Below are 25,876 nucleotides of genomic sequence, written 5' to 3'. Positions count from 1 at the left end.
ATGAGACTAAATAACTTAATCTTTCTTTTCTTCGTTTCTTCTTCTATCTTAAATGCAGAAGGAACCGTAACCAAACCAGCCACTTTTGAATATGGACTCAATGCACAGAACATCACTTATTTCCCTTATGAAACGAACAAATCCTTTGGATACAACCAATCTGAATTAAAAAATAACAAAGAACTCGTTTGCTTACCTTTCTTTAAATATCGAAACACAAATAAAAACTTTGGTTTTGATTTTGATATGGTGGATATAAGAACAAGTAACCTCTATTACAAAGCATATTACTTTAATAATAGTATTTATCCGACTACCTATGGATTTGGAAATGCCCAAAGGCAGGAATATAGGTTCCATTTCTATTATTTGCCTTTCGATCATCAAATTTTCTACTTTGGACTTGGATTATTAAAAATTGATCGCTTTTACAATGTTGAAAATTACCAAGTGGCCAGTTTAATCAACTCTGACAAAATCAATTCTTATGGAATTTCTGTACTACTTCGCAGTAAAATTCAATTGATGGATGGTTTGGAATTAAATTTAGGATTTGATCCTTACGTAACCTATGGAAATCGTAATTTTGTAAATCAAAGAGTTAGCAATGGTTATTATGCTGATGGTGCTGTGGGCCCATACTTTTATCTATCCAAAACGAATCCAAATAACATTACGGAAATTTTAGGGTTTCAGGCAGAGATTTCGCTCTCTTATCAATTCTATGATCACTTAAAATTCTATGTTGGATTTAGCAGAAACCAGTCAACCATTCGATCCATTAACTTTGACAAAACGAACTATACTTATGTAGGCGCAATAGACCATCTCTATGTTACCAACGAAAAAAAATATGATCGATTGGTTGATACATATAATTCGATTTATTTTGGAATATCAAATTCACATTAATTAAACTTCAGAATATTAAGTTAATTCAACCTACAGGATACAATAACAGATATTTGTTGTGAAAAATTCACATCCAGAAAAAATAGTGATTCCATCATGAAACTAAAAATAATTTTTATTCTAAGTTTACTTTTTGTTACAAATCTATTCTCCCAATCCAACTCGATTCGAAATCGTTTTTATCTGGAAGGCAATTACGGGGAAAGTTTTGGTTCTCCTACAAAACCTTCCGATATCAACAGTTCTCTGATGAATAAAAAAAACAATTTCCATAACCAAGGAGATGTGTTTGGGTCTTATACGACAGCCTATGGAACTGATTTGGAAAAATTGGCAAGTTTGTATGCGTTTGAAAACTCACCCAAGGGGAAAATCAATAGCCAGTCGAAGTCTTTGTTTTTTGAATATATTTTTAATTCAGGATTTGGACTTGGGTTTGGATTGTATGGGGTTGATTTTCAAGCCAACGATATCGCTAACAAAAAATTTGATACAATATTTGAATTAGGAAATTTAAGTCGATTGAATCCGAATTTTAATGGGTATCCATTAACGCAGGTCATCCATTATGAAATACTATCACCATACCAAACCTATTCTGATAATGATTTCTTACATATGCGTTATGCAAATGTACAGTTGGCATACCATTTTCTGCAAGATTCCATTTTCGATCCATACATTCGAGTGGGTTTTGGTCTAGGTAAGGAAAGATTTTCGAAAGCAAATATTCTACAATCGAATGTAACAGTTGGTACAAGGATCTTTCTCTCGGAGCGTTTGTATTTAGTATTGGAAGTAGTTGGCACCAATTACGATGCTAGAAAAAAAATCCAAAGTCCCACTATAACCAATCTATCAAGAATGAAGGACGAACACATTTGGTCATTGCAAGATTATTCTGCTAAGGTAGGACTTGGAATTCGTTTTTAAAATTCAAATGAATCTTTGATAAAACCATCTCCTGCGCCAGGGATCCGAAGGGCTTGGTCACCTGCCATCGCTCGATGGCGGGGGACGGGAGCGAAAGCGCACCCCGGAGTGAGCCCGGTCGGGTTTCGATAAGACTACAATCACCTAACCATTTCGAGGCGCACAAAAAAAGCCACTCCCCGTTTCCGTTAGAGTGGCTTCCTTGTTTCCGACTTGGCCGTTCACCAACTTACTTACGTAAGCCGGCGAAATTGGTTTGGTGGGAACTGACTCTTTTCTTTAAGCGACAGGTCCGTATTGGCTGAAGTCAAATTCTTTGGAACCAGTGAGGTATTTTTTGTAGTTCTCAACAAATTGTTTTGCAAGGTCAGCTGCGGTTTTGTCGTAGTCTTCTTTGTTTTCCCAAGCGTTACGTGGGTTGAGGATATGAGAATCCACACCTTCTACGGTTTTAGGGAAGGATACTTGGAAAACTGGGTGTTTTTCAAACTCGGATTTTTCAATGTTACCGTTTAGGATTTCATTGATGATTTGGCGAGTGGCAGGAAGGTTCATACGTTTTCCTACACCATACTTTCCACCAACAAGACCTGTGTTGATAAGGTATGCGTTTACTTTGTGCTCATTCATTTTTTCACCAAGTAACTTTGCATAGTATGTTGGGTGAAGAGTCATAAACGCCTGACCAAAACATGCAGAGAAAGTTGCTTGTGGTTCTTTCACACCACGCTCTGTTCCCGCAACCTTTGCTGTGTAACCAGAAAGGAAGTGATACATAGCTTGTTCGATAGAAAGTTTAGAAACCGCAGGAAGAACACCGTAAGCATCGTAAGTAAGGAAAATCACAGTGTTTGGGTGACCTGCTTTAGATCCTGGTTGGATGTTATCGATGTGAAAAATGGGATAAGATACACGAGTGTTTTCTGTTTTTGCGGCAGAAGAGTAATCCACTTTCTTAGAAGTTGCATCATACACAACGTTTTCGAGAAGGGCATCACGACGGATGGCTGCATAGATTTCTGGTTCTGTTTTTGGATCTAGGTTGATGGTTTTTGCATAACATCCACCTTCAATGTTGAAGATACCATTGTTGTCCCAACCATGTTCATCATCACCGATGAGTTTGCGGTTTGGATCTGTAGAAAGAGTGGTTTTTCCTGTTCCCGAAAGACCAAAGAAAAGTGCGCTATCTCCGTCTTTACCAACGTTCGCTGAACAGTGCATAGTGAGCACGTTTTTCAGTGGTAAGTAGTAGTTCATTACGGAGAAGATTCCTTTTTTCATCTCTCCACCGTATTCGGTTCCACCGATGATACATATCTTTTTTGCTAAGTGGAAGATCACGAATACATCGGAGTTAAGACCGTGTTCTTTGTATTTTGCGTTTTTGTAACCAGAAGCGTTGATGATAGTAAATTCTGGATGAAGTTTTTCAAGTTCTTCCTTAGTCGGGCGAAGGAACATGTTGGTGCAAAAATGGTGTTGCCAAGCTCTTTCAGTAACCACACGGAGAGAGATTCGTGTGTCATCGTTAGTTCCAGCATGACCATCAAAAACATAAAGTTTTTTGTTATCGAGAAATTTCGTTACTTCTGCATAGAGTTCAGTGAAGATGGCTTCGGAAACCTTTGTGTTGACCGGACCCCACCAAATGTTGTTTTGGGAAGAAGGTTCATCGACAAAATATTTGTCTTTAGGGGAGCGACCCGTAAAAATTCCGGTATCTACCATCATCGTTCCGTTATCGGAAGTTACGCCTTCTTTGTTGTTCAATTCGTGCTGGTAAATTTCTTCGTAAGATAAGTTATGGAAGACTTCGGATGGTTTAAGGCCTAATTCAGCAAGGCCGCGCAGATTAGTAGATACTGACATGGATCTCTCCTCGATTTCACTTTGTGTTTTTCTAGCTTCTTATTTTGCGAGTCGGTGTCAATAACAGAAAATGAAGATTCTACATGCATCCGCAGAATATTTTCCCTACATCAAGATGGGTGGCCTTGCCGACATGCTTGCTTCTCTTACGAAAGAGCAGGCAAAGACGGAAGAAGTTTATGTCGCATTGCCTCTGATTGGCAAGTTGGGAAAACCTCCCCAATATACGGGCAAAGTGTATCCTGCCCTACTCCCCCAAGATGCCGAAATAGATTCCCTTGTGGTCTCGGTTCTCAAAACTTCCCGGTTTTTGGAAGCCAAAGAATCCGGGGTCACTTTGTACTTTTTCCAATCAGACCTCTTCCAAACTTTAGATTCCATCTATGGACACAAAGAAGAACACTTTCGGTTTGCGATGTTCTCTTACGCTTGTTATGCTTTAAGTCAAATTCTGAAAGTGGATGTTTTTCATGCGCATGATTGGCATACAGCCCTTTCCCTTGCCTTACAAAAAGATTCCGCCTTCCCCATCCCCACAGTTTTCACCATCCACAATTTGGCGTACCAAGGAGATCATCCGTTTTGGATGACTGGATTCTTAAAAGAAGAACCCTTTCGGCTGGTGACAAGTCCCTTTGACCACGATGGGAAATGCAATTATATGAAGGCCGGAATTCTTTCCGCGAACCAAATTACCACCGTCAGTCCCGGTTACAGAGAAGAAACACTCGCAGAGCCCAATGGATTTGGTCTGAGTTATTGTTTGAACCAAAGGGCAAAAGACTACTCGGGAATTTTGAATGGAATTGATACGGATGAATGGAATCCAAAAGAAGACAAACGAATCGATCAAACTTTTTCGGATGCAAACTGGAAAGCGGGCAAGTTAAAAAACAAAACAAAACTGTTTCAGGAAATCGGAAGGCCACTGATGCCTTTGGATGCCCCTTTGGTAGGACTCATTGGCAGACTTACCTACCAAAAAGGATATCCTACATTCTTAAAAGCAGTTTTAGAAAGACTACACCTACCACACCGTTATGTGGTTCTTGGTTCCGGTGACCCAGAAACAGAAAATGCTTTCTCTCAACTTTCAGAATCCATTCCCGATGTATTTTATTTTTACAAAGGTTACAATGAAAGTCTAGCCCACAAAATCGAAGCCGCCAGTGATTTTTTTCTGATGCCATCCCTCTTTGAACCCTGTGGGCTCAACCAAATGTACAGCCATGCCTATGGAACGATTCCCATTGTATCGCGTGTGGGGGGATTACGTGATACAGTCGAAGAATCCAGTATTTTAGAATACAAAACAGGTATTGTCTTTGAACCGAATGATGTGAGTTCGCTGGGATATGCATTGGAACGAGCCAAAGATTTGTTCTTTTCACAAGAAAGAGATATCGTAGTGAAAAACATTATGAATTTGGATTGGAGTTGGGAAAAAAGAAAAATAGAATACCAATCAGTCTACTCGAAAGCCATTGAATTGAATATTTAGTCAATTTATTCTATTCATTAAGAAGGGGTTTGGATTCGATTGTTATCACTAGTATATGAAATTTTTCTCTTTTCCTGTTTTTGTTTTGGTTCTTCTCACATCTTCCTGCAAATTAAAACTCAATAACCCAAGCGACCCTACCTCACAAGATTTTTTCCTTACCAATCTAATCAGAGCTTATTTATTATCTGATCCTTGTTTAAACTTTCGAACTTGGAAAAAAACGTATGGAACCGGAACCTTTAAAACAACGGGATCCGATTTAATCACCCTCTCGAATGGAGACTATTTAATATCTGGGGTCACACAAGAATATTTGATTTCGGGTTCTCCAGCAGGAGTCACTAACAGTTTCGTTGGCAGTTCCGGAATTACTTTGAATACGTTCTTAATGCGTGTTTCAAAAGATAACGGAGAGATTCTTTGGGTGGATTATCTGGGTGAAGCCAGTGGCGAAGTAACCTATAAACCAAAATTAAGAAAATATTCAAATGGCGACATTTCTGTTGCTTTTATAGTTACAGGTGCATCGCAACCAACTCCCCTCAATGCCAAGTCAGGAATCAACATCCCTTCTCTCTTTGTAGGTAGGATTCGTGAAAATGGAACACGCGTTTGGTATACCTACTTTGATTCAGACAGTATTGGAATCTATGTTGTCTCTGCAATGGATGTATCCAACAGCTTACATGTGTTTATTGAAAATATTGGAAGCCATATAGCATTTGTCGATGGGCCAGGCATTAATAACTCAACTCTTGGTGGAGGAACTGACTCAGACTTCATCCATGTTGCCGTAAATGAAAATGGCTCAATGGCCTACCAAAGATACTTTTCCAGCTCAGGAAATGATTTTATCTTTGGAGCTGAAACCAACTCGTCTGGATTATTTATCACCGGGGCCACAAACCAAAGTGTCAGTGGAACTTCACACCCTAACGCTGATTCTGTGGTTCCTTTTGTCATGAAATTGAATGAAGCAGATGGAACTATACTTTGGTATTCTTATTTGGGAATTGCGGCAGAAGGTGACTATGGCGATCCTAATCGTTTCCTTGTGAAAGATGATATGATTTATACAATCGGCTCAGCTCGTTTTACCTATGGCAGTCCTGCGGAACCAACGGTAGCAGCTGATGGAGTCAGAAAACATTTTCTATTTTCCAAATTGAATACGAATGGTGCGGTTCAATGGAATTCTTTTTTAGGAAATTCCTCTGAGGATGTGTTAGCCATGACAGAAGCAGAACCAATCATCCTTTCCTCAGGCCAACTTTTGGTAAGAACCCAAGCCACTGCCACTAGCGGTCGTTTCACTTCGTTACCCGATGCAACCACTGGCGGGGGAGTTGGCCCTTATACATTGGCTGATGTTTTTATCAACCCACAAGTAGGAACTTTCAATCGCTTTCATTATTCTTCCAACTTAACATCCCCAACACAGGAGCGAACAGAAGTGATGCGAGAGGTTTGTTCAGGAAAATTGGCTCGTTTGAATTATACAAAATTTACAGCGTCGCCTTCTCCCAATCCGACACAAATCTCAATCGAGAATGTGAGTTTGCCTTAAGTGTAAAAAGAGAACTGAACGTAAGACAAATCAAAGCACTTGCAGAAAAGTTCAAAATCTCAATAACCTATACCCAACCTCAACCTCGTACCCCTCGCAATTCCCCAAAATTTTTCTTATATAATCCCACAAATGACTTGAGAATCTTCCTCCTTTCTGTTCTCTTTTAGAATCTAAATTCAATAATTAATTTCCATCTTCCGTTTGGGGTTGATGGATTTGGAAAGAACTATGGTCTCGCATTCAAGAATTCGGAAGTTTGCCTTTCTATTTCTCAGCCTTTTCTATCTCAGTTTCTCTTTTGGTCATTGCAAATTGGATTTAAACAATCCGAGTGATCCGAGATCGAGAAGTTTTTTGGAGACGGCGATTTGGAATGCGTATCTGAATTCTAGATGTATCCCCGATGCCCGAGGAAGTTTTTCCTTGGGGACAGGAAATACATTAATCGTCCCTCTTTCCATCAGAGCATTAAGGAGTGGAAACACTGTAGTCACAGCTGTGACTCAAGAACCCTTGGTTTGGAATGGAAACACCTACGGAATCCATAACAACCACCAAAACTCTGCTTTAAATGGAGTGGTCTTTGTCATTGATAGATATTTTTCTCGCATTCTTTGGTTAGACTATATTGGAGAAATGAGTTACGGAGTTGAAACTTGGGCTCATCCTGACGTCATTTCAGTTGATGAGTATTCCAATGGGGATCTAGGATTTTTTGCACTTGTTAATGGAACTGGCAGAACCAATACATTGAATGCAAAAACCGGTACACTGGCATTTTTTCTTTCTAGATACAATCAGTATTCTGGTGAAATTGTTTGGCAAGGATATGCAAACAAAGACAATACAAGATTTTCCAATAAGGGTTATTCCATGACTGTCACCCCTTCTGATCAAATGGCGATTTTGTATCAAGGGATCTCCGAAGCGTCTACACCTACTATTGATTCCACGGGCTTAAGTTATCCTGGTTTGCCAGCACCAGCAACTTCATCCAATTCTTCTTTAGCAAGTCAGAAAGAAATTGCCATTGCTTTAGTTGATGGAAGTGGACATGGAATCAGCCAGAAGTTTTTACCTAACACTGGTTTATCGACGGAGGCATTTTTTTTCAAATCCTATTTAGATAGGATATTAATCGTAGGCGATACTTTCAATGAATTTGCATCATTCTCCGGCCACCCAAGACCGACTGAAGCACGGGGTTTTTATGGGATTCTAAATTCATCTTTTAATTGGGATGCAGTAAGTTACTACGGTCCAACAACTGCTTCTACAACTTACAAAACACAAAAAGCAATTTTGAACAACGAGGAAATTTTTATTGCAAGTCTAATAGATCAACCCTATTCAACACCTAACACGATCCATTTATACCAAGGAAGCTCTGGAAGAAGAAACTATCAAATTCTAAAGCCAGATCAAAGTTCAACTAGTTTACTCTGGAGTCAATACTTAGGAACGACAGGTTATAATGTGCCGGATGTTCTTCCTGGTAATCTTATCTATAACAATGCTCGAGGAGAGGTAGTAGGAAACCTACTTACAGTTGATAATGGAACTCCATTCACAGGAATTTCACCAGCACTTATTTCTGGATCTGTTCAATACGCGTTAGGACAAGCCAGATTAAAAATGAATCCTTCTACCGGTGCATTCAATCAAATCCAACTCTATGAAGGAAGTTCTGATGTCAGCGGAAATAACGGAAGATTTATTTCGAACCAAGCAGAAGTTTGTTCAGGAAGAATGGTGACTATCTTCAACTTGTTTAATTCCTTCTCGACGATTACTACAGCGAGATGGATGGAAGTTTCGACTCGGCCTGCGGCTGAGGAACCTTAAACCATAAATATATCCGCTACGAACCACAGGGATTTATACCCAAGACATCAAAACAATTGAGACACTTTTTTAGAGAATAAGCGCATTCGAAATACAGAATATTCAATTTTTAATAAATAAGAAAATCGATCAAAATCAATACTTACTTAAAATATCTTTAAATTACGAGTGTATCGCTTTAGGGATTTCAACAAAGGACTTGAGGAATTCACCACTTCTTCCAATATGACCTAAATAGAAAAAACCTTTCTCATCAGAAAGTAAATTTAGTTTGGCAATGAAACAACATATAAATATCGATAAGAAGTTCTTTGTACTTCTAATTCTTTTGACTACCCTAACACAATATAACAACTGTAAAATCAAACTGAACAACCCAAAAGATCCGACGTCCCAGAGTTATATGGAAACTTGGTTATGGGAAGAATACCTTCGTAGTTTGTGTAACCCAGATTTAAAAACGTCAGTTCGTTTGGGAACTGGAACCTACAAAACATATCCTTATAAATTAGTTAAACTCAAAAATGGAAACTTTGCCGTCACCGCTGGTGTCTTTGAGGAAGTTAATTGGAACGGTAAAACTGCAGGAAAGAATTTTTCTTTTTCAGGTACACCTGGTTCGGATATGAATGTCATCCTATTCCTAGTGAATGGAAAAACATTACAAATTGAATGGTTAGATTATATCGGAGAACTATACGCTGCTTCTGACAAAAAAGAAGTAGCACCAATCACTGAATTATCTAATGGAGACATTGTCGTAGCAGCCTATGTCAAAAATTCGCAAGGATCACCCATATCTCCAAAATCTAACGTTAATGCTTTGTTGCTCGCAAGATTTAATTCCAATGGGAATCGTGTTTGGAATACCTACCTAGACAAATCAGATAACTCCATTGTAGAATCCAGATTTTCCCTTGTCACAGATGCTTTGGACAACCTTCATTTATTTTTTAATGGACGCGGTGCGGGATCCCCGGCTCCCGATACAAATGGTTTTAGTGAATTTCCTGCAATGGAAGTTTCTTCCAATGGAAACAACACAAGTCATGAAGAAATTGGATGGGCTGTTATATCACACCAAGGAGTTCCAATAAAACAAAGATACTTACCATCTAATGGAAGTATATCGATATTGAATGCAGTTATTGGCCAAGATCAATCAATTCTCTTATTTGGCGGTGCAGATGACAATTTTACAGGTTCTACGGGTCATCCGCTTCCATCATACAATTATAGAAGGCCAATGGTCACAAAGCTTTCTCTATCTGGTTTTTCTATTTCTAATATTACTTATCTTGGATCCATTAGCCCAAGTTATACAATTGGGACTATTTATGGAATAACGCCAGGTTCGGATGGAATTTATACAACCGGTGTTAGTGCAGGAGATTTTGGAACATCCATCCACCCATTCCAAAACTATTCAGGTTCTACAAACTTCAGGAATAATATTTTTTCAAAATTTGATTGGAATGGGAATCTGCTTTGGAATCAGTTTCTAGGTTCTACAACTACCGACACATTAGAAATTTCTCCTGTCATTACTTACATCCCAGAAACAAATTCAGTGAAAGCGCATTTATATTCTCCTGAAAATGGAAGTCTTTATACGGGGTTAACCATAACTCCGGTAAGAAATGGAACTAATCCGTTGCAAAAAACCACTGTAAACATCGCCGGTTTTAATGGGCAGTACCAATCAATCGATTATGAAACCAGTTTTGTCAATTACCCACCCGCAGCAGATGAACCTATGGCCGATACCATTTCTTTTGCACAGGCCTGCGGTGGTAGACTAGTGCGATTGAAGAATGTATTTGATATCTCAACAGAAAAAGGAGTTCTCGAACTTTCGACTCGGCCTGCGCCCGAGGAACCTTAATCATTCAAAACCAGTGGATTTTTTTTATTTTTTTCTCGTAATTCTGTCACAAACGGTAAAATCAATTGTCCCAATAGGAAAATCATTCTTTAGGAGAATTGTATGAAACTCACTTCCCTCATCTTGACTGGCTTTGTGGCCGTAGAACACGTGTTCATTTTAGTATTGGAAATGTTTCTATGGAAAACCGAGTTTGGAATGAAAGTCTTCCAACTAACACCAGAAACAGCAGAGATCACGGCTAAGTTGGCAAAAAACCAAGGTCTTTACAATGGATTTTTAGCTGCAGGACTTTTTTGGGCTCTACTCTTTATCAAAGACCAAAATCAAAAATTCCAAACCATTTTGTTTTTTCTCATCTGTGTAGTGGTCGCAGGAATTTATGGTTCGGCAACGGCTAAGTTTTCCATTCTCTTTTCACAAGGTCTACCGGCATTACTTGCACTCATTGTTCATTATATAGCCAATAAAAATCGATGATAGAAGATCCGCATCTTTCTCTATTAGAAAGTTCACTCGCTGGAAAAACTAATGCTTTGGAGGAGCTCATTCAAATCTTCCAACCAAAAGTATTTTCTCTGGCATTGAAATTTTTATGGAACCCGGAAGATGCGGAAGACGCCACCCAAGAAATTTTGGTGAAAGTGATTACAAACCTAGGCGGGTTTCGAAAAGAAAGTAAACTTTCGACTTGGATCTATCGGATCGCCAGTAACCACTTGATCAATGTACAAAAATCGAAAATGGAACGAAGGAAAGTGCATCTTCGGGCCATTCGGGAAGAACTTCACCGAACGCAAAACACATACAATGTCCCTCCCGAATTTCCAACCGTTACCATGGAAGAAGAGCCCTCTCCCCAAGTTTCCGAACTTGTTTTACATGTGCAGGTAGCTTGCACCTACTCTATGTTACAAGGTCTGTCGAGACCGTATAGAATGGCCTATCTTTTAGGAGAAGTGTTTCAAACTTCGAGTGAAGAAGGAGCATCCGTGATGGGAATTCGTCCAGAAGCGTTTCGCCAGAAATTATCTAGGTCCAGAAAACAAATGGAAACATTTCTTGGAAAAGAATGTGGTCTCACAAAAGCAGAAAACCCTTGCCATTGCCCCAATCGATTAGGTTATGCAACGAGGGCCGGAAGGATTAAATCCTATCTCAAACTTTCAGAACAAATGAAATTAGATGGGAGATGGAAAGAAATCAAACCCATGATGACCGATACTTCTAAAATTAGAAAAGCAGCAGAAGTATTTCGCAATCACCCCGAATTCTTACCAAAAAAAAATCAGTTAGAAAACATTCGGACGCTTTTACACAACTCGTTTCCACTCACGACTCGGTGAATTTCCAAAAATACGTTTGTACGCTTTCGAAAAAGAAAAAGCAGACGCATAACCTACATTTTGTGCAATTTCCTCAAGCCCCATATTTCCCTTTTGAAATAATTGTTTGGCTTTTTCCATTCTGAGTTTTGCCAAGTATTCCATCGGAGGAATTCCGAGAACGTCACGAAAACGGTTGGCGAGATTGGCCCTCGAGACTCCAGTCTCCTTTGCTAAAGATTCAATGGTCCAATCTTTACTGTATCCATTGTGTAATTTTTCGAGGGCATACAAAACTTGTGTGTCATGAAAGGCTTTGATCCAACCCGCTTGGGAATCTACATTTTGGCCTAGCCACATTCGTAACATATAATACAACAAAATGTCTGTTAATCTTTGTACAATTAAATCGGTTCCAAGATTGAGTTCCAATTCACGAGAAAGGATTTGAATGATATCTCCAAGGGCATGGTGGGCTTGGATGGTTTCATAAGATATATGAATGTATTCTGGTAGTTCCAAAAATAAAGGGTGGATGGGGCCTGGCGGGACTTCGTAACGAACGGAAACAAAGGTGGTGACAGGGTTTTCTTTTTTGACCCGAATTTCTTTATCACCGAGGAATCGTTCTATGGTTACTACTTTAGCTTTGGGGTCGGACAATAATTCGTGATTGGTTCCTCTCGTGATAAAGATAAGATCCCCTTTGTGCAAAGGGATAATGGTTCCGCCGATCCTCGCATAACAACTGCCTTGTGTTACGACATGAAAACCTCCACTTTTTTCACAGGGGAAATGAAACCCAAAACTATCAAAAATTTGACCCTTGGAAAGTAGGTCGTTTTTCCAACCAGCCGAGGCGAGAATATCAGAAAGTAGATCCATAGTCTTTTTTTCTCAAATATTCACCAAATGTCTATCAATTTATACGTTTGGATATATTTTTAATATTTTATGACATAGACAGTCTATATTTTTCGGAGTATTATAGAGAAACAATAACGGATTCATTTCCGAATTCAAGGATTAACTATGAAAGTATTTGTATATGGCGGTTCTGGACTCGTTGGCGGTCATCTCGTAACCGAATTATTAAACGCAGGACATGAAGTCTTCGCAGGATCAAGAAAACCGGAATCTCAAAAGAGTTCCGAGAAATTACATTGGGTGTTTGCTGATTCTAGCGAACTGAACAAAGGTTTGGAAGTTTTGGAAAAAGTGGATGCCGCTTATTTTTTAAGCCCTCCCGGCCAAACCAATCAATATGAAATTCTTTCCCCTTGGATCGAAAAAGCAAAACAAGTTAGTTTGAAGAAACTTGTGCTGATGACGGCAATGGGTGTGGAACACGCACCACCGGAAGCACCATTCCGCAAAACGGAACTACTACTCGAAGGCGCGGGAATTCCTTGGAATATCATTCGTCCGAACTGGTTTATGCAAAACTTCCATACATTTTGGATCTCAGGTATCAAACAGGACGGAAAGATTTATTTCCCAGGTGGAACTGCAAAAACAAGTTTCATTGATGCAAAAGACATTGCTTCTGTTGCTGCCGTGCTTCTCACAACATCCAAAAACGAAAACCAAGCCTTCACTTTGACAGGACCTGAATCCATCGATCACAATGAAGTTGCAGACCATTTAACGAAAGTAAGTGGAAAAACAATTGGATATGTAGATGTGGATCCAAAAGTATTTGAATCTTCACTTGTATCTGCTGGTCTTCCCAAAGATTATGCGGCTTTTCTTGTGATGATTGCAGGTGCCTTAAAAGACGGCTTTGCATCAGCAATCGTTGATACAATTAAAACTTTAACAGGAAAAGATCCTATCTCCTTTAGTCAGTATGCAAAAGAAAATGCAGGTGCTTGGAAATAAATCCAAACACTTCGTTTAGGTTGCATTCCCTTAAAGGGAATTAATTTTAATCGGCGATTAAGATACGGTTGGCGGCACCGCCAGTCGTATCTTCCAATATATTGCGAAGGAGTAGTTTACGAAATGGCAAAAAGGTCGACCCACTCACATTAATTTGATTCTTATAGAATTTTTTTGTCGGAATGACTTTCTTCTGCTTTAGAGTGATGGGATCATAAATATGAAGCCCAGAGTTACGAACCCAAACCAGTTCCCCTTCTTTCCAAAACCCCAATTTATGACCATGTGTTCCCCATTTAGATTTTTTCATATCGGAAAGATTATCTGTATTGTACATACGAACTTCACCTGTGTCAGCAGCTGCCATATATAAATACTTTCCATCTTTAGAAAAACTAATACCATAAGGAGTGGAAGGAATGGAAAATTCCTGGAATGAATTTGAGTCTACTTTATACAAATATCCCATTGGATTTCTTTTTTGAAAGTCTTCCGCATAACAGGCGATTAGGATTTGTTTTGATTCTGGATGGAATTCCGGTGTATAAGGATAAAATTTTGATTTGTATTCTTTTAACTTTTTTAAACTTTGATTTTGAATTTGATAAATAAAAACAGTTACATCAACGGATTCATTGTCTTTTAAATCTGCATCTACGGCAAAGGTAAAATAACCCGTATTATCTTCCCTTGAATACCCAACAACAGAACTGATGGCAAATGATTTTTTATCGACTTCACCAATTTCATAAATTGGTTCCACTACATCTATGGCATTGGTCGAAAGATTCCACCCCATAAAAAAATACCGTTTACCATTGACTGAATTGTGTTTGTTTTCAATCACAAAGCCTGCACGGTGATTCACTTCATCATAAAATAAAAATTCATAAATGGTCAGTGGTAGGCGTTTGCCTGTTGTTTCTATCTTTCCGAAAAATTCGGTTGGATGGGAAAGGTAATATGTTTCCAGTGGAACAGGACGATAGATTTTCTCTTTGGATTCGGTATCATAAAAATACAATCCAGGTTCATCAAAGTCGGCAGTCCTTCCCAAATAAACCCACTTACCACCATTCACAAAGAATGGGTTATCCCCTTCCACAAATGTAGGTCGAACAGCGAAGTCCGTTTTAAACGAAAACTCTGATTCTATTTTCTGTGCCGATAAGGAAAAACTAAAGAGTAGGATCAAAAGATAAAAAAACGAAAATCGAAACATAAGGGGCTCCTACCGTATGGGTATGGTGGGTTATGCTATATGAGTTTTATTTTTTTACAACCATTGTTTATCAATTTTTTTTCCCAATTGTTTCCCACTGATGCTCAGTAGAACATTCGCTTCTTTCAATTATAAACAAGATTCTATTTTATTTAATTCTGCGAGTAACCAGTCTCTTGACTTGATTTCTTTTCCATCAAAGAATTTGATCTGGTACGGTGTTCCGGTTAAAAAGGATTTCGAAGCAATTTTTTCAATGAATAGTTTGGCAGTCCATTCTTTGGGATCGGGAGCAAAGAAGGATTTTTTTGCTTCTTCCAATTTATAACGAAGGTGTTTCTCTGCCGCTTCTGCGGAATGAGTTTCTCCATTACGAATCAAACTTCCTTGGAGTTTTCCAACTCCAGACAAAAGTTTTTCAATCTTCTGTTCTTCCGTTAACTGTGGACAATTACTTGTTTTTCCATAAAGAAGTGGAAACTCCAGACCAACGAAAAACAAAGTGAAGAAAAAAATCCAACTGATTCGACGAACTTTCATAAACACATCCTAATTTTCCGATTGGTTAGAAATCAAAAAATAAGTTTATCTTTTGATCGAATATTGATTCGTAAATTTAATTTTGTATAGAAAGATTTAACCAAATCCTTACAAAAAATAGGAATTTTATGACTATAAGTCACATGTAAATGACCGCTGGTTACTTTAAATTGACCTCTAGTCAATAATCGTTTTTTTCTAGCATATTTTTTCAGAGTTTCCTAGATTGGAGGTATGAGTCGCGTGTTGGTTGCAGAACGATCGCCAAAAAAAAGAGCCGTATTGGAAAAAGACAAACTTTCCAAACGAACTACAATTCTCCAATCCGCAGCCTTCCTTTTGCAAAAAAAAGATTGGGCGGAACTCTCTATGGATGAAGTTGCCAAACGAGCCAAAATTGCGAAAGGAACTTTGTATTTATACTTTCCAACAAAAGAAGACCTTTGTCTTCGTGTTCACAATGCCGATTATGAAGCGTGGTTTTTGGATATGGAAAAATTTCTAACAGAAACAAAACCAGTCGATGCCGATGTGTTTTCCAAATGGTTTGTTGACTCCATGGACGGACATGTTCGATTTTTAAAACTACTTCCTATTGTCCCTACCATCTTAGAAAAAAATGCCAGTGTGGAAACCATTCGTGAATTCAAACTGAGTTTAAAAGGACAAATCTTTCGAATCCTACCACTTCTTTGTCAAGCCTTCCCATTTCTAAATGAAAAATCAGGATTTTTGTTTCTTATGCAATGCCATGCCTTAGCGGTTGGTTCTTGGTCACATGGATTTCCTTCGAACCAAGTAAGAGAAGCAGTCAAAGAAGATGGATTGGACATCTTTGTTTTAGATTATAAAAGTTTTCTTCGAACTTCGATCCTAACACTTTTAAATGGTCACAAAACCGTTTAACGAATATTAGAATATATTTCATCCAATACTTTTTTTTTCAAAAGGGAATTTGTAATCGGAACTCTTTTTTCTTCCATAAAATCTGTTTCGATTAATAGATCCCGATCACTATGATATATATACTTTTTACCTTCGGTAATCCAAGATTTTTGAATTTCAGAATTCCATGTTTTTAAAACTAAATTCGGACTGTAATCGGGACTAAAGAAATTTGATTTTAATATTTCTTCTTTTTGGTTCGAGTGAGTCTCGAGTAAACTTAAGATCGTATCTTTGAAATCTACCGAAGTTCCTAGTTTTGGAATGTAGAGTTGACCCGATTTGATAAAATACAATAAAAAGGGAACATCGGTTTCCTGATTGTATAAAGAGTAGTTATGGGCATGAGCTCCCTCTTCTCCAAAGGATTCTCCATGGTCGGCAGAAAGGATAAGAACCGTTTCCCGTGAAGAGTTTTCTTTCCAATAAGAAATAATAGAATCCAACACCTCCACTTCTTCCTCAAGCGAAACCATATAACGATCCAAAGGTGATCGAAAGGAAACTCTGGATTTTTCATTGGATACAAAATAAGGACTATGGGTTTGGCTAAGACCGATCAAAACAAACAAAGGTTGTTTGCTAAAATCAGAGGTTTGTTTCAATGCAGGTAAAACCACTCGGTCATCCATTCCCCAGCTAAAGGAGGGATACAATCCTCCATAACGTTTTTCCAAATCACCCTTTTCCCAAACAGTTTGAAAGATTTTGGGGAAAAACTGATCCATCCCTTCAAAGAAGATGGATTGGGTGTAGATCATAGAAGTGTGATAATTATGTGTTCTCTCTAATTGTTTGGGAAGATTGGATTCCATTACAGAGCCGTCCAACTGCAAACGAGTGTGATTCAGTTGTGAAATCCCTGTCATCCAAGTGAATAGACTTTTGGAAGTATGTGGCATAGGGATCCAAAAATGAGATCCTTCTAAGTTCGAAAAATTAATGTAACGAGATTTGATTTTTACCAAATGTTTTCTCGGAACCCCTTCCAACAAAACCAAAACAAGGTTTGGTTTACCAGAAATAGATTCCAGGTTTGATTTCACTCTCTGTACATTGTTAGGTGCCTTTTGGTTTTGATTCCAACTTAAGTCGGGATTCATCCAAGAACCAGAGCGTAAGAAAACAAGTAACAACAAACCAAAAGACAGTAGGAACCAATGTCTTTTTTGTTCTTTCTCCGGATTCCAAACAATCAAATAAAATCCGATTCCCAGTGCCATCCACTGGATCAGTTTCCATTCCAATAAAAAATTAAAAAGATCAGAATATAACAAAGAGATGTGTTGGAAAAAATAAATCAAAAGATCCAAAGTCAATGCTGTTTGGTAGACTTCTTGGTAACTGAATGCCATCACAAAGAGAGTCCATAGAACCAAACGGAATATCGTATTTAACTTAAAGTTTTTGTTCCAGTTATGATCGAGAAAGAAATCTATAAGTAATACAAGGATTGAAAATAAAGTAATAAAAACTCCGTGAAAGAAAATCCAAACTCCAAATGAAAAAGAAATGAAACCATACAAAAAATAAGAGAAACTATAGAAAATAGCCATTGGTGATTTTTTCCAAAGGATATTTTTCATCAAACCACCCATCTTATCTAACTTCAAAATCAACAGAGGCCTTCTTCAATTCTCCATCATACAATACCAAAGACTGTTTTCCACGGACAATGGGGAGACGTAAGTCCCCACTTGTGGATGGTTTGAATTCTTGTTGGCCATTCCAAATGAGTTTCGGATCTTTTAGAGTTTTGATTTCACGAATCCGAACCGGTATCTCTTGTGTTTCTTTTTCATAAGATGGATGGTATAAATAGACTTGGCCCATAGAAGGATACACAAAACCAACCCCTAATATGGAAACATTGGACTCTTCGCTATGTTGGTCACATGGTGTGGGGAGTAAGATTTTTTTTCGCACTCTTAAAACGATGGATGGACATTTGGGAAGGGCTAACTTCCCAGTAAGCCTACAAAAATTTCGGGGTTCGGTGAACTGAGAGTGATAATCTAGTTTTGGTTTGTCTTTCATCAAACTTCGAAATATATTCTGTACAATCCGTCCAGCTCCAAAGGAACCGGAAACATCCATGGTTCGTTCTCCAGAAAAATTTCCTACCCAAGCGCCGACCACATAATTCTCGTTAAATGCCACTGTCCAAGAATTTCTATAGTCTTTAGAAGTCCCTGTTTTAATGGAAACAGGAAATGGAAAATCCAAATAACTCCTCCGACCAAAAGCCCTTTGCCTTAATTTAGGATCTTTCAAAACAAATTTTATTTCTTCGGCAGTTTCACTCGAAAAGAGGCGCATTGAGTCACCGAAATACAATGGTTTTTTATCCATTTTCCCCAAACGAATTTTTGGTAACACCCCATCCAAAGGGAATGAGCCATATGCACGCGTTAGCTGCAAAAGACTCGTTCCGCCAACACCAAGAGCAAGACCTGGACCATAAAACTGTGGAGATTCTTTTAAATGATCAAATCCGGCTGATTGTAAAAATCGATAAAAAGGAGTCACACCCATCTGGTTGATCGCAGTGACGGCGGGAATGTTCCTTGAGTTTCCGAGAGCTTCGGCCAAAGTCAAATCTCCCCAATACCGAAGGTCGGCATTTCTCGGAAGGTAGTTTCCTCCCTGCCCTAAAGAGAAGGAGTATTTTTCATCAGAGAAAATGGAATTAACAATATAATGTCCCTTTTCAATTGCGATGGCATATAACAATGGTTTGAGAGTACTACCCGCATCTCGATATGCCAAACTACCGTTCACCATTCCATTACCATCTTCAAAGAAATTTTTGGATCCGATCATGGCTTTGAGTTCTAATTCATCGTCTTTACCAGGAACACGTTCCAAAACAATGGCAGAGGCATTGGATACATTCCACCTTTTTAGCCCTTCTAGTTCTGAGTTCACAATTGAATGTAATTCGGAATTTAATTCAGAAGATAAGGAAGAAACAAATTCTTCGGAAGGGATAGAAATCAAAGTTCGAATCCAATTGAGAAAGTGTTGGTGTTCCCCTTTCCATGATTCCGAAAAATTCGGCTTGTTTGAAGAAGAAAAACCAACCGTGAGTTCGTTTGGATTTTCTAACTTTGGAATTGTGTAGGGAATTCGATCCCTTAGATTATGATATCGAAGGGATAATTCTTCTTCTGAGGGTTTATTTTTCCGAATGAGAACGGTCAGATAAACTGTTTCTTCAATCGATAAAAATCGGATATGTTTTCCAAATAACGTCAGTGATGTGGATGGAAATCCAACCAGATTGGAATGGATGGAGACAGAATTTAAATAGGCTTCTAAAATTTCCGATTTGGTAAGCCAAACTTCGTAGCGAAATGCCTCAAAAATTTCAAAAGTTTTTCGTAAGAAAAATGGATAAGATCGAATTTCTGGATTTTGAATCCGCACAAGTTGCATTGTGATGGTGGATGCCCCTCCACGTTTCCCCTCCGAAAAAATATAGGAACGAAGGGAATTGAATCCTGCCAATACATCGATCCCGTGATGGGAATCATAACGTTTGTCTTCTGCAATTTTTAAAATCTCTGGGACAAAGTTGGGATACTCACGAATGCTTTCCCAATCTTGTTTGGTTTGATTTTTGTTTTTTCCCCGACCAATGAGAGTCCCTTCCTGGGTTAGGATTCTGACAGTTGAATGGTTGCGAAGGGATTCAAAAGAAACGGGTCTTAGTAAAAATCCTGTTAGTGGAATGATCATACTTCCCACTAACATAATATAAATGGTAATTTTGGTCTTAGAAATCACTCCACTTTCACTCGAATGGTATTGGTATTTCCATAAAATTGTGGATGATACATCAAAAAGGTTTTGGAAGCCGGCATAATGGAATTCCCTTTTGCCACAGGTCTTAATATATAATTAAACTCTGTTTCCCCCTTTCCAATTCGATCTTCTGAAAAGATGACACGATCATCCCTGTATTCTTTGTATCCACCATAGTAGTTCTCTGTAACTTCGGTTTCTTCTCCATCGGATGCTTTTTCTGTTAAAAAGGATGTGTTTACAATCTCTGTATTACTTGGAATTGGATCCACAATCATCCCGAAGGCTTGTTCTAAGTTACTCAGTATTTTCACTTTTACAAGATAAGTGGATCCTCGTTGTAAACTCGTTACTTCTTTTAAGATGGCATCTCCATTGGAATTTCTTCCATCAATGCGATACAAAGTTTTCTTTATTTCAAGACCATTAAACTTTTGAGTGGTGGTATCCTTTACAGGAACATACATCAACCTAGTTTGAAAATACAATCTACCTTCGGAACTGGTTCGTTTGAATACCAATGGTCGGCCCGATGGATCTTTTCCTTCAAACAGACGATCGAATGTAATCTCTTCTTTGTAGATAGAATCGGAAGAGGAAGAAAAAGATTCTTCGATTAACGTTTTTTCTCCAAAGATGGCCTCTCCTTCCGTATCAAGAGATGTGGATTCAAAACGATTCCGATATTCGGCGAGTGCGAATGCGATGGTTCCAACACTATGACTGTCTGACCAAAAATGATTTTGGCGATCCATCATAATCGATTTCACAAGCTCCACAATCCTTGGATTTTTTGAATCTACCCTAAGTAACAATCGCAAATAATGGCCAAGTACAGAAGAAGAACTATAATATGAATAATAATAGTATTCATCTGTATTCTGCTTTAAAGGTTTGATTGCAAATAATTCTTTTTCATAGGCAATGTACTTTGTGTATTCTGCGAATAATTTTTTAAACACAGGATCGGAATCAACAGTTTCTAACTTATGTACTTCAGCATATGCCGTAAGAAAAATTCCGCGCGACTTTAAATTCAATTCTTCGAAATGATCCACCAAAGTTTTTTCTAAAGAATGAATTTCTTTTTTGTCTTTAGAAAGAACAGAATAAATCAAACTGAGAGTTTGGTATGAGTTGATCGAGGTCTCTGTCGGATTCTTTACATAGTTTTCTAAATATTGAATTGCCAATTTATAGGCTTGTGCGTTGGATCTTTTCCCTTTGTCTTTTCCAATCTGCATCACTGAGGCGATGTAGGCAGTCAAATAAGGATACCCTGTTCTACCATGGCCTTTCCAAACTCTAAAACTTCCTTCCGATGTTTGAAACTCAGACATCTCATCTAAAAACAACTTTTCAATTTGAGTAAAATCATAAGAATCTTTCGCTGGAGCTTTGTATTGGAATTCTTTTAATAACTCTCCGGCACTCAAAGAAAGAAGATAAGCCGATGTCCTCTGTTCCATACAAAAGTAAGGATTGGATTCATAAAAATCGAAGGCAGATTTTAAGGCAGTAAGAGCCGTTCCCGACATACGAATGTCAAGTGATCCTTTGTTTAACAAAATAGATTCTTTTTTAGGGAAGGAAATCAATGTTTTGTGTTCCGAATCCGTATATCCCGAAAATTGAACCGATGTTACTGGATCAAATTCTTTGATTGGCAAGGTCACCACCAAAGCGTCAGACAAATCGGATTTTTTTAAGTCGGCAAACTCATTCATGTTCTCTGGTTCCACAGAAATTTGGTAAGACGCTTGAATTTCATCCTTAGGATGGTCTAGTTTGAGTTTGATGTATTGTGATTCTGAAATCTGGAAAGTTCGAAGTACTTCCTTGGTTTGACCTGCAGCAAGTTCAATTGAGATCCAACCTTTATCCTCAGAAAGAAACTTGGAGTCGATTTTATATTTAAATTTACCTTTTTTCTTAGTATTGTTGGTGATACTTCCACCTAACTCTAAATTATCGCCAACACGAATGAACCTTGCGACGGTTTTTTGTAAAACTAGATTCTTTTTGACGATAAACTCGGAATTGGAAGCACCAAACTTTCCATTGGCGGAAGAAGCAACCATAATCCTAAATGTAGTTAAATTGTCTGGTAAAGTAAAACTGAGATCGGCATTCCCGCTACTATCGGCAATCACAACCGGATTCCAATAAGCGGTATACCGAAAGTCTTTCCTCGCACCAGATTCCGATTCTGCCGAAAACCCACCACCCGAATCTTCGCCGTAATCCCCACCGGGACTATCTCCTTTGTTTTCGTATATATAATGTTTGATGATCATACTACGAAGTTCATATGTTTTTACAATACTATACCAATACTGATAGAACATTTGCACAGGACTTTGAAAAGAATAACCAACCAAATCTAAAACACCGCGGTCAGCGACTGATACTGTGAGTTCCGCACCGGGACTTGATTGAATCGACAATTTCACCTGTTCTCTCGGTTGGTATTCCTGTTTGTCCGTTTTGATCACAACAGGTGCCGTTCTTGATGCCAAATTGACTTTTAAAGTCACAGATCCCGTTTTGGCTTTCGGAGCACCTAAGTCTTGTTCATTAAATTCTTTAATATCATCAGAAGATAGTCCCTCAGGCACAGGCAACCTACCCGACAACATCACCACATTGACATCCACATTCGGAAGATAAGACTCTTCAATGGGAATTTCAAGAGGAGCGCTGTTTCCTTTCATCAAAAAAGATTTTTTGAAATAAACGGAATCTCTTTCTACTGTCACGATAACACGAGCGTTTTGCAGAGGAGATTTGATGAGGATTTTTGCTTTATCCCCAATTTTGTATTCTTTTTTATCGGAACGTAATTCGATGGAGTCGTCCCCACGAAAGTCCCAAGTATAATAAGATTCTTTTTCATAAGCATAAAAATCCACGCGGGAAAAAACTTTATCTTTGTTTAAAACTAAAACAGTGTAACTTCCGGAATCCTTTGCCTTATAATCAAAAGAAACTCCATCGGCTTTCGAAACGAGTTTTTTGACCTCAACAACTTTCTTTGTTAGTTGGTTACTTCTAAAGAAAAACTTCCCGATTCCTTTTGACAGAACAGAAGTCCAGTCATTATAAATAATATAAGCCTTTAACTCCGCACCGGCAACGGCTTTTCCTTGTAGATTGATTGCAAGAGCTCCAAATTGAAATGGTTTATCTATCGCTTGGTATCTATCGTTACATTTCAAACCTACATAAGTTTCCGAGGGATTGTAAGGGATACTCGAAGATTTTGTAACCGACTTTCCATCGACATCAAATACAGAGGATTCCACAACCAAATTGAAAGGATCTGCAATTTCGATATCTTCCCCATCTGTCGCAAATTTACGAGTTAAGTCTTGGACAGGAATGTCCAAAGCAAAAAGGCCTTTGGAATCCAAAACACCTTCCGATCCACTTACATAATCTGAGTTACCTTCGGAATATTCATCTTCGTAATCATACCAAGTATCAGAAAAATCATAACTCACAAATGATTCGAAGGAAATATGTCTTTTTCTTTTTAAGACCGAGTAACTGATCTTAGCTCCACCCATAGGAGCACCAAACATGTATTTCCCTTCCACCGTTCCCTTTATGTTTTGGTCTTTGTTTACGACATTTGCTAAATTGACGTTCACCATAAAGTTCACAGGTCGAAATTCTTCGACTTGGAAGGTATCGTAAGTGATGGAATCATTTTTTCCAGCGGCATAAACGGTTACAGAATAATGCCCAAGAGGTGCATCCGAAGGAATGGTATACCCTGTGGCAACTCCCCCCTGCCCTGTGGAACTAAGATTTGTATTACTCACATCCTTTCCACGAGAATCTCGAATTTGTATATTTACACTTTTAGAACTATAAGGAACAAGTGTCCCATTCTTTCGATCCGCAAGTACAGCTTTGATCTCCACACGGTCGCCTGGTCTGTATAACTTTCGATCGAAGTAAATTTTTCCTTTAACATGGTTTTCTGTGTAATAATCGCTATATCCTTCGATATGTGTTTCATTAAAATGAAGAAAGGCTTTATCACCAGAAGAGTCTTCGGCAATTAACACCGATTTATCGTAAGATTTTGTATCACTGATGGACGGCACTGTACAATGTCCATCTTTATCTGTTTTACATGTCCCACGCAAACTTCCTTTTTCATACAAACTGATATTGGTATTGGAAACTGGTTCTGCTTTGGAAAGAGTATGTACCCAAACATGGAGTGTATTTGGATCTAACTTGGTTGTGATGCCTAAGTTGGTGGATTGTAAAAATATAGATTCTTTTTTGTATTCTTCCTTGTTACCTTCGCCAATGACATCGGCTCCTAACTGAAAAGCGATCCATCCTTTTGTATTCGGTTTGGCACCAAAATAGGAATCAATATCCATACCTTGGTTTCCAAAGGCATTCACTTTGATACCGGACTTCCATACCGTTTTTTTCCAACTCAGTTGGTTTTCGAATTCATAATATTTGTTCCCGAGTGTTGCGATTGCATTCACAAGAACGGGGATTGACAATTCAGAAGATCGAATTTGAAATTCGGGAACATTCGAAATGAAAATAGGAAGGACTTTGTTTAAGTTGGATTCAAATATATTTTCACGAGATAAATAGAATGAAGGTTTTCTTGCCATCACTGGAAGTTTAAAACTAACAGGAGTCTCTAAAAAACAATCGTTCTCTGCATAAAATTTTCCAATTTTGATTTCATACTCTATATTCGGATCAAAGTTCCAATGGTCCAAGGAAATCTCTCGGGTCACATAATCAGAATAATCGAATCGAAGGTTGGATGGTTTGGGAGAGATCTGAACGGCTGATGCAAATTCTTGCAAATTGGTATCTTCGGAAACTGTGAAGCGGTAATCCCAAAGATCTTCTAAATATTTTAGGTCAGTAGTGTCTAGTTTGACTTCGATGCGACAACTGCTAGGAAAGATAATGCGTTTGATAGAGCGAAAAACGCCGCTGATAGAATTGCAAGAACTGAGGAAAAATAGAAAACTAAAAGCCAATACCAACTTACGCATGAGAACTCCGAAATTCGAATGTTCCCTGTTCTACGACGGACTCCCTTGTTTGCCAACTCTTTCCTGAATGAAATGGAAAATCTTTCTATATTTTTTTGATTGTATCAGAATTTTCGCTATGCTTTTGGGATTTTGGAATTTGATTGATGACGATGTCTCTCTTCAAAATCAAAAAACAATTTCTTGAATTAAAGGCACCCGATTCCTTTCCTACAGGGAATTTTCGAGCCGAGTGGATCGGTCCCAAATGGTTGCAAACAGGTGCTAGTTTCAGTTTGAACTTTATGTCCTTTCGGCATTGGTGGGGGAAATCATTTGATGGTTCAGAGATTGCTTATAATTTGTTTTTGTCGCCTAAAGAGACAGAGTTCCAGTTACGCCACCCCATGCATTTGTCCATCGCTCCGTCACGACTGGACGGAAACCCAAGCCTTGTCCTAAAATATACAAAAAATGCCCCTTTTCCCTGGCCTTATTTTGTGGATGAGTTCCGCGTTTTGAACGAGACGGATCTACTCGGGATGAGTTACAACCAGTTTACACCTAGTTTGGCGCTCCCATTTCTTATTAGAAAATCCTAATTTAGT

The 25,876-nt window shown here is 38.4% G+C and carries 18 protein-coding genes; 11 read left to right on the top strand and 7 right to left on the bottom strand.

Annotated features, from left to right (window positions below; all coding sequences use genetic code 11):
* Together JWG41_RS20045 and JWG41_RS20040 are read left to right on the top strand one after the other, a co-directional pair.
* Positions 1-912: a hypothetical protein gene (locus JWG41_RS20045; RefSeq protein WP_205271279.1), complete on the top strand. Its 912-nt coding sequence runs from the start codon at positions 1-3 to the stop codon at positions 910-912.
* A 96-nt stretch (positions 913-1,008) separates the two neighbouring features.
* A complete protein-coding gene (locus JWG41_RS20040; protein WP_205271280.1) occupies positions 1,009-1,845 on the top strand; it encodes a hypothetical protein in 837 nt (278 codons plus the stop codon).
* Between the two features lie 279 nt (positions 1,846-2,124).
* Here JWG41_RS20040 and pckA read toward each other — a convergent pair whose 3' ends face one another.
* Positions 2,125-3,717: a phosphoenolpyruvate carboxykinase (ATP) gene (gene pckA / locus JWG41_RS20035; RefSeq protein WP_205271281.1), complete on the bottom strand. Its 1,593-nt coding sequence runs from the start codon at positions 3,715-3,717 to the stop codon at positions 2,125-2,127.
* A 70-nt stretch (positions 3,718-3,787) separates the two neighbouring features.
* On the opposite strand from pckA, the gene JWG41_RS20030 reads away from it, so the two are divergent.
* The 6 genes from JWG41_RS20030 to JWG41_RS20005 all read left to right on the top strand — a co-directional run bounded on the left by JWG41_RS20030 (position 3,788) and on the right by JWG41_RS20005 (position 11,867).
* Positions 3,788-5,218 (top strand): glycogen/starch synthase, encoded by a 1,431-nt coding sequence (locus tag JWG41_RS20030; protein ID WP_205271282.1) that lies wholly within the window; start codon positions 3,788-3,790, stop codon positions 5,216-5,218.
* A 55-nt stretch (positions 5,219-5,273) separates the two neighbouring features.
* Positions 5,274-6,788, top strand: coding sequence for a hypothetical protein (locus tag JWG41_RS20025; protein ID WP_205271283.1), 1,515 nt, complete (start codon positions 5,274-5,276; stop codon positions 6,786-6,788).
* Between the two features lie 231 nt (positions 6,789-7,019).
* Positions 7,020-8,636 (top strand): hypothetical protein, encoded by a 1,617-nt coding sequence (locus tag JWG41_RS20020; RefSeq protein WP_205271284.1) that lies wholly within the window; start codon positions 7,020-7,022, stop codon positions 8,634-8,636.
* Positions 8,637-8,913: 277 nt separating this feature from the next.
* A complete protein-coding gene (locus JWG41_RS20015) occupies positions 8,914-10,521 on the top strand; it encodes a hypothetical protein (RefSeq protein ID WP_232374107.1) in 1,608 nt (535 codons plus the stop codon).
* 102 nt (positions 10,522-10,623) lie between these two features.
* The gene (locus tag JWG41_RS20010; protein ID WP_205271286.1) at positions 10,624-11,001 is read left to right on the top strand and encodes a DUF1304 domain-containing protein; all 378 of its coding nucleotides are present in this window, start codon (positions 10,624-10,626) and stop codon (positions 10,999-11,001) included.
* Positions 10,998-11,867: an RNA polymerase sigma factor gene (locus tag JWG41_RS20005; RefSeq protein ID WP_205271287.1), complete on the top strand. Its 870-nt coding sequence runs from the start codon at positions 10,998-11,000 to the stop codon at positions 11,865-11,867. The genes JWG41_RS20010 and JWG41_RS20005 overlap by 4 nt, the downstream gene beginning before the upstream one ends.
* On the opposite strand, the gene JWG41_RS20000 is transcribed toward JWG41_RS20005, so the two are convergent.
* On the bottom strand, positions 11,835-12,731 hold the full coding sequence (locus tag JWG41_RS20000) for an AraC family transcriptional regulator (protein ID WP_205271288.1): 897 nt from the start codon (positions 12,729-12,731) through the stop codon (positions 11,835-11,837). The genes JWG41_RS20005 and JWG41_RS20000 overlap by 33 nt on opposite strands.
* 147 nt (positions 12,732-12,878) lie before the next feature.
* Between JWG41_RS20000 and JWG41_RS19995 the strand changes: the two genes are divergently transcribed.
* Entirely contained in the window at positions 12,879-13,727 is an 849-nt protein-coding gene (locus JWG41_RS19995) for an NAD(P)H-binding protein (RefSeq protein WP_205271289.1), read from the top strand.
* Positions 13,728-13,773: 46 nt separating this feature from the next.
* Here JWG41_RS19995 and JWG41_RS19990 read toward each other — a convergent pair whose 3' ends face one another.
* Both JWG41_RS19990 and JWG41_RS19985 read right to left on the bottom strand, forming a co-directional pair.
* Complete coding sequence (locus JWG41_RS19990; protein ID WP_205271290.1) at positions 13,774-14,949, bottom strand: YncE family protein; 1,176 nt, start codon at positions 14,947-14,949, stop codon at positions 13,774-13,776.
* Positions 14,950-15,078: 129 nt separating this feature from the next.
* Positions 15,079-15,489: a DUF5329 family protein gene (locus JWG41_RS19985; protein ID WP_205271291.1), complete on the bottom strand. Its 411-nt coding sequence runs from the start codon at positions 15,487-15,489 to the stop codon at positions 15,079-15,081.
* 234 nt (positions 15,490-15,723) lie between these two features.
* On the opposite strand from JWG41_RS19985, the gene JWG41_RS19980 reads away from it, so the two are divergent.
* Complete coding sequence (locus JWG41_RS19980) at positions 15,724-16,395, top strand: TetR/AcrR family transcriptional regulator (RefSeq protein ID WP_205271292.1); 672 nt, start codon at positions 15,724-15,726, stop codon at positions 16,393-16,395.
* Here the strand turns inward: JWG41_RS19980 and JWG41_RS19975 are convergent.
* Genes JWG41_RS19975 through JWG41_RS19965 form a run of 3 tightly spaced genes read right to left on the bottom strand, consistent with a single transcriptional unit; the run spans position 16,392 to position 25,289 of the window.
* Positions 16,392-18,047: a sulfatase-like hydrolase/transferase gene (locus JWG41_RS19975; RefSeq protein WP_232374108.1), complete on the bottom strand. Its 1,656-nt coding sequence runs from the start codon at positions 18,045-18,047 to the stop codon at positions 16,392-16,394. The two genes, JWG41_RS19980 and JWG41_RS19975, sit on opposite strands and share 4 nt — an antisense overlap.
* Positions 18,034-20,223, bottom strand: coding sequence for a transglycosylase domain-containing protein (locus tag JWG41_RS19970; RefSeq protein WP_205271293.1), 2,190 nt, complete (start codon positions 20,221-20,223; stop codon positions 18,034-18,036). The genes JWG41_RS19975 and JWG41_RS19970 overlap by 14 nt, the downstream gene beginning before the upstream one ends.
* Positions 20,220-25,289: an alpha-2-macroglobulin family protein gene (locus tag JWG41_RS19965; RefSeq protein WP_205271294.1), complete on the bottom strand. Its 5,070-nt coding sequence runs from the start codon at positions 25,287-25,289 to the stop codon at positions 20,220-20,222. Before JWG41_RS19965 ends, JWG41_RS19970 begins: the two co-directional genes overlap by 4 nt.
* A 146-nt stretch (positions 25,290-25,435) precedes the next feature.
* Here JWG41_RS19965 and JWG41_RS19960 point away from each other — a divergent pair, with 146 nt between their 5' ends.
* Positions 25,436-25,870 (top strand): hypothetical protein, encoded by a 435-nt coding sequence (locus JWG41_RS19960; RefSeq protein WP_205271295.1) that lies wholly within the window; start codon positions 25,436-25,438, stop codon positions 25,868-25,870.
* Positions 25,871-25,876: the final 6 nt, after the last annotated feature.

The organism is Leptospira chreensis, assembly GCF_016919165.1.
Classification (GTDB): Bacteria; Spirochaetota; Leptospiria; order Leptospirales; family Leptospiraceae; genus Leptospira_A; species Leptospira_A chreensis.
This window is presented reverse-complemented; position numbering and strand designations above follow the sequence as displayed.

Coding starts and splice junctions, on each gene's coding strand:
- JWG41_RS20025 (WP_205271283.1), top strand. CDS start 5,274: ATGAAATTTTTCTCTTTTCCTGTTTTTGTTTTGGTTCTTCTCACATCT.
- JWG41_RS19990 (WP_205271290.1), bottom strand. CDS start 14,949: ATGTTTCGATTTTCGTTTTTTTATCTTTTGATCCTACTCTTTAGTTTT.
- JWG41_RS20005 (WP_205271287.1), top strand. CDS start 10,998: ATGATAGAAGATCCGCATCTTTCTCTATTAGAAAGTTCACTCGCTGGA.
- JWG41_RS20000 (WP_205271288.1), bottom strand. CDS start 12,731: ATGGATCTACTTTCTGATATTCTCGCCTCGGCTGGTTGGAAAAACGAC.
- JWG41_RS19965 (WP_205271294.1), bottom strand. CDS start 25,289: ATGCGTAAGTTGGTATTGGCTTTTAGTTTTCTATTTTTCCTCAGTTCT.
- JWG41_RS19995 (WP_205271289.1), top strand. CDS start 12,879: ATGAAAGTATTTGTATATGGCGGTTCTGGACTCGTTGGCGGTCATCTC.
- JWG41_RS20015 (WP_232374107.1), top strand. CDS start 8,914: ATGAAACAACATATAAATATCGATAAGAAGTTCTTTGTACTTCTAATT.
- pckA (WP_205271281.1), bottom strand. CDS start 3,717: ATGTCAGTATCTACTAATCTGCGCGGCCTTGCTGAATTAGGCCTTAAA.
- JWG41_RS20020 (WP_205271284.1), top strand. CDS start 7,020: ATGGTCTCGCATTCAAGAATTCGGAAGTTTGCCTTTCTATTTCTCAGC.
- JWG41_RS19980 (WP_205271292.1), top strand. CDS start 15,724: ATGAGTCGCGTGTTGGTTGCAGAACGATCGCCAAAAAAAAGAGCCGTA.
- JWG41_RS19985 (WP_205271291.1), bottom strand. CDS start 15,489: ATGAAAGTTCGTCGAATCAGTTGGATTTTTTTCTTCACTTTGTTTTTC.
- JWG41_RS20010 (WP_205271286.1), top strand. CDS start 10,624: ATGAAACTCACTTCCCTCATCTTGACTGGCTTTGTGGCCGTAGAACAC.
- JWG41_RS20030 (WP_205271282.1), top strand. CDS start 3,788: ATGAAGATTCTACATGCATCCGCAGAATATTTTCCCTACATCAAGATG.
- JWG41_RS20045 (WP_205271279.1), top strand. CDS start 1: ATGAGACTAAATAACTTAATCTTTCTTTTCTTCGTTTCTTCTTCTATC.
- JWG41_RS20040 (WP_205271280.1), top strand. CDS start 1,009: ATGAAACTAAAAATAATTTTTATTCTAAGTTTACTTTTTGTTACAAAT.
- JWG41_RS19960 (WP_205271295.1), top strand. CDS start 25,436: ATGACGATGTCTCTCTTCAAAATCAAAAAACAATTTCTTGAATTAAAG.